A 6180-nucleotide genomic window follows, 5' to 3' on the forward strand; every position below is an offset into this window, starting at 1 on the left:
AAAGAGGCTCAGGCCGGTCCGTGTGGCTCGGCCGGGGCCGCCTGCTGGGCGCGGCGGTCTTCTCGCAGGCTCAGCAGCAGCAGGGTCAGCGTGCCCAGCACCACATACACGTCCGCCAGGTTGAAAATCGGGAAGTCCCCCACTCCCAAGGCGTTGGTCACGCTGGAAAGCAGTGGCATGTGAATCATGTCGGTGACCTGGCCCTTGGTCAGGCCGTCTATGGCGTTGCCGATAGCCCCGGCCGCAATCATCGTCAGCACTGTACTCAGGTGCCGGGCCTGGGGGCGCAGCACCAGATAGCCCAGCAGGCCCAGGCCCACCAGCAGCCGCAGGGCCGCCAGGGGCAGCGCCGAGTTCGAGAACATGCTCCAGGCCGCGCCGGTGTTGAAGGTCAGTACCCAGTCCAGCAGCAGCGGAATCACCGGCACGGGCGGCGCCTGATACACCAAGTTGTTCAGTGCCCAGGACTTGAGCAACTGGTCGGCCACAATCAGCAGCGCGGCGAGCAGGAGGGGAAACCACAGCGGCCAGCGGCGGTGAGCGGAGGCGGGAGCAGCGGAGCGCATTCGTGCAGTATAGGCAAGCGGGTGCGGCGCCTGACGTCGTTTCTGATAGGGGCCTGTACTGGCTAGCGCTGATGGGTGCTGACCCGGCTTTAGGGCTGGCGCGCGCCCTTCAGGTCCGGCAAATCGGGCAGCAGCAGGGTCTGCCAGCCCGACGACTCTTCCCATAGGGGCATCAGGCTGCTTTTGAGCAGCGAGCGGTCTACCGCCGCGCGCAGTGCCGGCGCCATTTCCGGTGACGGGTACACGTAGCGCACTCCCGCAGCGTCCACCCGTGGACTGAGCGGGAACGCCAGCGCGAACGCTGCGGCCACCGTCAGGCCCAGCGTGGTCCCGCCCAGCAGCCCGGCGGCCGACGACCACAGCGGCGGCGAGCGGTAGGGCCGGGCGGTCAGGCGCTGTACCAGCTGTGCCAACAGGGTAGCGCCTATACCCAGTAGCAGGGCCAACATCAGCAGGCTCCACAGGCCCAGCGAGCCGCCGAGTCGGTTGACGGCGTACGCAGTCAGCAGGCACAGCCCCCCCCAGACCAGTCCGCCCAGACCAAGCCGCAGGCCCAGGGCACTCAGCATGCCGAGGAGTGTAATCAGAAGTGCGTCGAACCAGGTCATCCAGCCAGCACTATAGCGGGCGGAGCTGTGCGAATGAGCGGAAGATGAGCCGCAGACATCCGCAGGTGAACGAGTCACTTCCTCACAAACGGAGCGGCTTCAGCACATGAGAGTAGGGCGAAAAGTGGAAAGGCGGTCAGCGCTTATCCAGCAGATGCGTCATGCTGAGCACTGCTCTAGACCATCCGGAACCCTGGCGGCCTGAAGTTGCAGTTCACCTGCATATGGCGGGCTACACTGGGCTCCATATGATTCGTGTGCTGTTGGTGGATGATCACGCGCTGTTCCGACAAGGGCTACGTAGCCTGCTGGAAAGCGAGGGTATGCGCGTGATTGGAGAAGCCGCCAACGGCCGTGAGGCGCTGCGGTTTGCCGCCGATACCCACCCGGACGTCATCCTGATGGATATCCAGATGCCCGAACTGGACGGCGTCAAGGCCACCCAGAACATCCTGGAAATTGACCCCAGTGCCAAGGTCATCATGATTACCATGTACCGCCAGGACCGCTATGTGTTCGAGGCGGTCAAGGCTGGCGCCCGGGGATACGTGCTCAAGGATGCGGACAGCTCTGCCCTGCTGGACGCGATTCGCCGGGTGGCCGCCGGTGAGGCGCTGCTCAACCCCGACATGGCCCAGAACGTGCTGGACGATTTCCGCGACAAGCGCGAGGAGCTGCCCCAGGAGAAGCACAACGACCTCAATGAGCGCGAGACGATGATTCTCAAGCTGCTGGCGCAGGGGTTTTCCAATCAGGACATCGCGCTGCGCCTGGACATCTCCGAGAAGACGGTGCGCAACCGCCTCAGCGAGATTTTCACCAAGTTGCAGCTGAACAACCGCACCCAGGCCGCGCTTTACGCCATCCGCGAAGGAATCGCTCCCCTTGAGTAGGCGCCGCGCTGCCCGCCCCGCTGGCCGCAGCGGTGTGGGTGGTCGCCCGACACCGCCCGCCGAGCAGGTTTACCGGGCAGGCTGTGGACGCGAGTGGGCCATTGTCTCGGCCGAGCCGGACCTGGCCTACACCGAGCAGGCATTCCCCGAGTGCCCGTCCTGCCCGCACCAGGTCGAGCCTGAGGGGGCGGCGCCCTTTTGCACCTTACGGCCGGTAGACGCTCCGCACCCTTTCGCGGCGCTCGGCGGCCTGAACTGGCCCGACTGACTCCCTGACCGATCCCCCCAACTGATCCTTCTGGCTGGCCCGCCCGACTGCTGGCCAGACTGACGGGCAGGGACATTTGCGGCTCCGTTTTTCCTTACCCTTATCAGGCAGAACTGCCGCGTTCCAAACCTTGCTCTGAACCTTACTTTTCGGTCGGTCGTGAAGAAGCTGCGTGATATGTTAAGCCGCATCTTCTGCACTACAATCGCAGGGTGAACAACGCTGGCCTGCCCTGGTTTCCCGCGCTGCTCTGCCAGGTCCAGTGGCCCAAGCCTAAATCCGAGGAGAAGTAACGTGGAGAGAAATGACGCTGTAATGCCCCTGGTCGCCATCTTTTTTGCGGCCCTGTTCGGGGTCATCACACTCTTTTTGTTTAACACCGCCACCGCCCCCGAGCCGGTGGAGGTAGACCCCGCCGTCATGGCGAGTATTGAAACCGAGTGGCCCGAGATAGGCCCCACGCTGTACGAGGGCAACTGTGCAGGCTGCCACGGTGCAGCGGGCGAAGGTGGTGCTGGCCCCGCGCTGGCCGGCAACACCAACATTACCGGCGACCCGGCCTACGCCTACAACATCATCCACAAGGGCAAAGGTGGAATGCCTGCCTTTGAAGGTGTCCTGCAGGAGAACGAAATCTACGCCGTCGCCAACTATGTGCTGCACTCCTGGGGCAACACCATTCCCGAGCCTCTGAGCCCTGCACTGCTGGCTGAAGGCGCCGGCGAGATTGACCCCGAAGTGCTCAAGGAGCGCGGCCGCATGGTGCCTGAAGGCATCGCTCTGCCGGAAATCTTCTTCCTGTCGTTCGCCATGCTGCTGCTGACCTACGGTCTGGTCGGTCTGTACTCGTACTGGGCTGAAGGCGCCGAGCTTAAGCCTGGTATTCACAAGGTGCGTGCCACCCCCGTCGCCATGCTGATGATGGTGCTGACCCTGGCGTCCAGCCTGCTGTTCAGTGTGCTGTTCGCCCGTCAGATGATGGCCGATTACGCGGCCTGGAGCGCGGGCGTGAGCCCCAATGTCTCCCGTGAAGGCCTCTGGGCCGGGCTGCTGGTCCTGAGCCTGGCGCTGGCCGTGGGTCTGTACAAGAAGTACTTCATGGACGGCGAAGTGCTGGTCGAGGATGCCAGCGGAGAATTCCCCTGGTAAGTGCTGCGGTGGGCTGCGGCCTGCCGCATTTGTAGGAGAGATGAAATGACCCGATACAAGCTCAATGATCCTGAACTTACCCGCCGGCGCTTTATCAACATGGCGATGGGCACGACCGCTACGGTAGGCGTCGTCAGCCTGCTGGGCACGCTGGGCGGCGCCCACCCGGTGTTCCGCCTGACCGAAGACAAGAAGCCGCCGATGGAAGGTGACATTCTGGTCCATGCGGACGAGGCCAAAGAAGGCGTTCCCATCACCATGGCTGACCTGAGCGACACCCAGGTGACGGCCTGGCCGATGGGCACCGACGCGGACGGCAACCAGATTATCCGCAAGGGCGAGCCCAATAACCTGCTGGCACTGTACAAGTTTGCCAGCGGTGAACTGGGCGGAGAAGCCAATGTCGAGGCGGCTATTGACGGTCAGGTGGTGGCCTACAGCGATATCTGCACGCACGCTGGTTGCCCGGTGCCCGATGCCAAAGACGGTACCGGCATGTTCTGTCCGTGTCACTCCGGTCAGTACGACCCCAAGCAGGGCGGCATTGTGGTCGGTGGCCCACCTCCACACAAGCTGGCGCAGCTGCCAATTGTGGCCGATGGTGACAACATCAAGGTAGCTGGTTTCTTCCTGACTCATCCTTATCCCTACACCGAGGACGCCAGCTGGGAAGCCGCCAAGGAAGCGGCCAAGGGAGCCTGAATATGAACCAGTGGTTAGATGAACGCCTGCACATTTCGCGCCTGAACGACAAGTTCCTGCGCAAAGCCTTCCCGGTCCACCACACCTTCTTTATTGGGGAAATTACGCTGTTCAGCCTGATTATCCTGATTCTGACCGGCATCATCCTGGCGCTCTCCTTCGAGCCCAGCAATGCAATGGTGGTGAACTCCTTTGACCCCGGTAGTCCTGACAAGCCCAACCTGATTCCAGCGGCCTACCACTCCGCTCTGAAGATCAATGCCATGCCGTTCGGTGACATGTTCCGCCGAATTCACCACTGGTGTGCCAACATCATGGTGGCCGCCGCTGTGCTGCACATGATGCGTATCTACTTCACGGGAGCCTACAAAAAGCCGCGTGAGCTGAACTGGTGGATCGGCATGCTGCTGCTGATTTTCTCGGCCCTGACTGCTGTGACCGGCTACGCCCTGCCCTACGACAACTACGCCTACAACACCCTCAAGGTGATTTACGCCATCACCGCTTCGGTGCCCTGGGTCGGTCCCTGGCTGGCCGAGTTCGCCTTTGCGGGCCGTTTCCCCGGCGAAGGCATCATCCCCCGCTTCTACGGCTACCACATCATGTTGCTGCCGGGTATCCTGCTGGCGCTGACGGCCGCGCACATGCTGATCATGATCAAGCAGAAGCACACCCAGCCTCAGTATGCCAAGCGCGTCGCCTACAAGAAGATCGTGGGTGTACCGCTGATTACTCAGCAGACCCCCATCATGATCATGTTGGCGTTGCTGTTCGCGGCCATCGTCATTCTGTTCAGTGCGTACGTGCCGGTTCACCCGGTTGAGCACTACGGTCCCCCCAGCTCGCAGCCCATTGAGGGCATCAAGCCCGACTGGTACCTGCTGTGGGTCTTCGGCCTGCTGGCGATTATCCCCAACACGCTTAGCTTCGACATTCTGGGAGGTCACTTCAGCGCCGAGTTCATCGGTGCGCTGGTGCTGCCCATGTTGGTCATCGGACTGATGTTCGCTGTGCCCATGCTGGACCGGGCCAAGGACAACATGTACTACGCCGAGAACCCCACCAACTTCCCACACCGTCTGGCTGCCGGCATCGCCTTCCTCACCTTGTTGATCGTGTGGTCGGTGGCGGGCTACAAGGGTGAGCTGGTGGCAAATGGCTACCTGCCTTCCGCCTCGGCCAACGCCATTCTCTGGGGCCTGAGCTTCTTGATTCCGGCCATCACTTACGCCCTGACTCTGGCCTACGTGGCAGGCATCCGCCGCCTGCGCACCGCCGATGAGCGCGAGCAGCAGCGCGCTCTGGCCTACGGTCACGACGACTGAGCTGTATCTTTCCGCAGCATAAAAGAAGGCCGCCCTCCGGGGCGGCTTTTCTCATTTCTGTGACCGGTCAGTGTGGCAACGGGTCCCGTTCGCAGGAGCTACCTCAGTTCCAGCGTCCGCCCCGGCCCGCTTTAAGCTCAGGCTCAGGTGCGGCGTAGAGTTCCTCGGCGCGGCTTAGCTTCTTACGGCCGTACAGACCTTCCAGCACGAACTCGGCTGCACTGGCCTGCAGCTCGGCATCGGTGCCTTCGGCTACGGCACTGGTCAGGTCGGTCAGGTCAGGCACCTCAGCCAGTGAGGTGGCAATGTCCTGGGCCGCGCCGCTCTGGGGAAAGCGGAACACGTTGCCCTGCTCAAACCACTCTTCCAGCCCTGCGGTGCTGAGGCTGGAGAAGCGGCGTCCATACACGGCGCCGGCCGCCTTGCGGATCAGCTCTTTGGCCACGTTCTCCGCGCCTTTCAACTCACCTTCGTACTCCAGCTCCATCTTGCCGGTAATAGCTGGCAGACCAGCATAGATGTCACTGACCCGGACCACCGGCGCCGCACCTGTAACCAGAGACCGGCGTTCAGCGTTGGCGGCGGCCAGCTCCATCAGGCTGATCGGTAAGCGCTGTGAGACCCCGCTCAGCCGGTCAATCCGGCCGTCTTCACGGGCCTGGAAAGCGA

Annotated in this window: 8 protein-coding genes (1 of these 8 cut by a window edge); 5 read left to right on the forward strand and 3 right to left on the reverse strand. The window is 62.7% G+C overall.

Translation table 11 applies throughout. The annotated features are described in order from the left end of the window. Positions 1–8: 8 nt before the first annotated feature. Both lspA and DEIPR_RS00845 read right to left on the reverse strand, forming a co-directional pair. Complete coding sequence (gene lspA, locus DEIPR_RS00840; RefSeq protein WP_013613938.1) at positions 9–566, reverse strand: signal peptidase II; 558 nt, start codon at positions 564–566, stop codon at positions 9–11. Positions 567–655: 89 nt separating this feature from the next. Then, positions 656–1135: a hypothetical protein gene (locus DEIPR_RS00845; RefSeq protein ID WP_148231744.1), complete on the reverse strand. Its 480-nt coding sequence runs from the start codon at positions 1133–1135 to the stop codon at positions 656–658. Between the two features lie 287 nt (positions 1136–1422). On the opposite strand from DEIPR_RS00845, the gene DEIPR_RS00850 reads away from it, so the two are divergent. The 5 genes from DEIPR_RS00850 (at position 1423) to DEIPR_RS00870 (ending at position 5511) form a co-directional block, all read left to right on the forward strand. Continuing rightward, complete coding sequence (locus DEIPR_RS00850; protein WP_041221880.1) at positions 1423–2067, forward strand: response regulator transcription factor; 645 nt, start codon at positions 1423–1425, stop codon at positions 2065–2067. Next, the gene (locus tag DEIPR_RS00855) at positions 2060–2335 is read left to right on the forward strand and encodes a hypothetical protein (RefSeq protein WP_326493040.1); all 276 of its coding nucleotides are present in this window, start codon (positions 2060–2062) and stop codon (positions 2333–2335) included. The genes DEIPR_RS00850 and DEIPR_RS00855 overlap by 8 nt, the downstream gene beginning before the upstream one ends. A 315-nt stretch (positions 2336–2650) precedes the next feature. Beyond that, on the forward strand, positions 2651–3484 hold the full coding sequence (locus DEIPR_RS00860; protein ID WP_148231745.1) for a cytochrome c: 834 nt from the start codon (positions 2651–2653) through the stop codon (positions 3482–3484). 45 nt (positions 3485–3529) lie between these two features. Then, entirely contained in the window at positions 3530–4186 is a 657-nt protein-coding gene (locus DEIPR_RS00865) for a Rieske (2Fe-2S) protein (protein WP_013613942.1), read from the forward strand. Between the two features lie 2 nt (positions 4187–4188). Further along, a complete protein-coding gene (locus tag DEIPR_RS00870) occupies positions 4189–5511 on the forward strand; it encodes a cytochrome b (protein WP_013613943.1) in 1323 nt (440 codons plus the stop codon). A gap of 103 nt (positions 5512–5614) precedes the next feature. On the opposite strand, the gene DEIPR_RS00875 is transcribed toward DEIPR_RS00870, so the two are convergent. Beyond that, positions 5615–6180, reverse strand: partial view of a sigma 54-interacting transcriptional regulator gene (locus tag DEIPR_RS00875; protein ID WP_013613944.1) — the end only. Its footprint extends 895 nt past the window's final position; only the last 566 of its 1461 coding nucleotides appear in the window; the start codon falls outside the window, past its right edge; its stop codon occupies positions 5615–5617.

The sequence above is a fragment of the Deinococcus proteolyticus MRP genome (assembly GCF_000190555.1).
In the GTDB taxonomy this organism is placed as follows: domain Bacteria; phylum Deinococcota; class Deinococci; order Deinococcales; family Deinococcaceae; genus Deinococcus; species Deinococcus proteolyticus.

What these genes read in the sequence shown, in the direction of transcription:
- lspA (WP_013613938.1), bottom strand. Translation starts at nt 566, where the DNA reads ATGCGCTCCGCTGCTCCCGCCTCCGCTCACCGCCGCTGGCCGCTGTGG.
- DEIPR_RS00845 (WP_148231744.1), bottom strand. Translation starts at nt 1,135, where the DNA reads ATGCTGAGTGCCCTGGGCCTGCGGCTTGGTCTGGGCGGACTGGTCTGG.
- DEIPR_RS00850 (WP_041221880.1), top strand. Translation starts at nt 1,423, where the DNA reads ATGATTCGTGTGCTGTTGGTGGATGATCACGCGCTGTTCCGACAAGGG.
- DEIPR_RS00860 (WP_148231745.1), top strand. Translation starts at nt 2,651, where the DNA reads ATGCCCCTGGTCGCCATCTTTTTTGCGGCCCTGTTCGGGGTCATCACA.
- DEIPR_RS00865 (WP_013613942.1), top strand. Translation starts at nt 3,530, where the DNA reads ATGACCCGATACAAGCTCAATGATCCTGAACTTACCCGCCGGCGCTTT.
- DEIPR_RS00870 (WP_013613943.1), top strand. Translation starts at nt 4,189, where the DNA reads ATGAACCAGTGGTTAGATGAACGCCTGCACATTTCGCGCCTGAACGAC.